1 protein-coding gene and 1 pseudogene are annotated in these 2,066 nt (G+C 66.0%); one reads left to right on the top strand and one right to left on the bottom strand.

What is annotated here, in order from left to right; all coding sequences use genetic code 11:
• On the top strand, positions 1–1,212 hold a 1,212-nt coding region (locus tag I5M_RS19265), incomplete at its 5' end, for an MFS transporter (protein WP_031337061.1).
• Between the two features lie 5 nt (positions 1,213–1,217).
• On the opposite strand, the pseudogene I5M_RS30155 reads toward I5M_RS19265, so the two are convergent.
• A pseudogene (locus I5M_RS30155) lies at positions 1,218–2,066 on the bottom strand (cation:proton antiporter); the annotation flags it as partial.

The raw sequence follows: 2,066 nt of genomic DNA on the forward strand, positions 1-2,066 counted from the left end.
GTGGTCGGCGCCGTGACCGGCGCGCTGATATTCGGCTGGATCACCGATCGCCACGGCCGACGCCTGGTGTTCTACGTCACGCTGATCATCTATCTGGCCGGCGTGCTGCTCAGCGCCTTCGCCTGGGACTTCTGGAGCTTCGCGATCTTCCGCCTGATCACCGGTCTCGGCATCGGCGGCGAATATGCGGCGGTGAATTCGGCGATCGACGAACTGATCCCGGCGAAATATCGCGGCCGCATCGATCTCATCGTCAATGGCAGCTTCTGGCTCGGCGCTGCGTTCGGTGCGCTCGCCGTGCCGTTCTTGCTCGATCCCAATCTGTTCGATCCCAATATCGGTTGGCGGCTCGGCTTCGGCATCGGCGGCTGCCTCGGCCTGTCGATCCTGCTGCTGCGCCGCTTCGTGCCGGAAAGCCCGCGCTGGCTGGTGACGCATCTGAAGCAGGACGAAGCCGATCGCACCGTGCGGGCGATCGAGACCGAAGTCGAGGCGATGACCGGCGAGAAGCTACCGGCGCCGCACGGCACGCTGGAAGTGCATCCGCGCAAGGTGTTCGGGCTCGAACTGATTTTCGGCGCCATGCTGGGCGCCTATCGCCAGCGCAGCATTCTGGCGCTGACGCTGATGGTGGCGCAGTCGTTTCTGTATAATTCGGTGTTCTTCACCTTCGGGCTGATCCTGTCGAAGTTCTACGGCGTGTCCGATCAGCACATCGGCTACTACGTGTTTCCGCTGGCGATCGGCAATTTCTGCGGGCCGCTGCTGCTCGGTACGCTGTTCGACACCGTCGGCCGCCGCAAGATGATCGCCGGCACCTTCGCGCTGTCGGGCGTATTGCTGATCGTCACCGCGGCGCTGTTCGCCGCCGGCGTGCTGTCGCAGACGACGCAGACGGCATGCTGGGTGGCGATCTTCTTCTTCGCCTCCGCCGCGGCGAGCTCGGCCTACCTCACCGCCAGCGAGATTTTCCCGTTGGAGACGCGTGCGTTGGCCATCGCCTGCTTCTACGCACTCGGCACCCTGATCGGCGGCAGCGTGTCGCCGCTGTTGTTCGGCTGGCTGGTGGAGTCAGGATCGGCCTGGTACGTCGCCGCCGGCTACGTGCTGTCGGCGACGCTGCTGATCCTCGCCGCGGTCGCGGAGTGGAAGCTCGGCGTCGACGCCGAGGGCAAGTCACTGGAAAGCATCGCCGAGCCGCTGTCGCGGTGAGTGGGTTACACCCCGGAAAGCTGCGACCAGACGTCCGACAATTTGTGCTTGATCCGGTCGACCCGCGTCGGCGGCGGCAGTTCGTCTTCGTCTTCGGGCAGCCGCAGGCCGACGACATTGACGCGGCCGCCGCCGAGACTGCGTGCCACCAGTACGATCGAGTCCAGCGGCAGCGTCGCCCCGACGCTGGGCGCGCGGTCGAGATGGATGTCGAAGTAATCGGCCAGCGTCAGTGCCTCCTCGCCCGCCGGGATGCTGACCCCGTAGGCGGCGGCGAGATCGCCGAGCGCGGTTTCGCCGGGTACGACGAAGTCGCCGAGCAGATGCGGGTCGGGTGCTGACGAGGGCGGCATATCGACGAAGAAACGGTCGAGCGCTTCGGCCTTCTCGGGTGGCGCCAGCAGATAGACGTAATCGCCGGCAGCGACCGGCTCGGCTTCGGTCGGAGACAGGATGCGCTCGTCGCGGATCACCAGCGTCGGCTTGGACCAGGACGGGATCAGCCCGCGCTTCAGGAACAGGCTCTTGGGCCGCACCGCATAGCCGACCAATTGCTGTTCGAGCTGGCCCGGCAGGTCGAGTTCGATGCGCCGGGGGCCGCGATCGACGCGCGGCAGCGCGATGTGAAGCTTTCGCGCGGCAGGCGCCAGCGTCCAGCCCTGCAGCATCAGCGAGATCAGCACTACCACGAAGGCCGTGTCGAAATAGATGTAGGCCTTGTTGAGCCCGACCAGCATCGGGATCGAAGCCAGGGAAGATGCCGACCGCGCCGCGCAAGGCGACCCAGGCGATGAACAGCCGCTCCCGCCAGTTGAAGCGGAATGGCGCCCAGACACAGGAACACGGCGATCGGC

Origin of the sequence: Rhodopseudomonas sp. B29 (assembly GCF_000333455.1) — a bacterium.
Taxonomy (GTDB): Bacteria; Pseudomonadota; Alphaproteobacteria; order Rhizobiales; family Xanthobacteraceae; genus Rhodopseudomonas.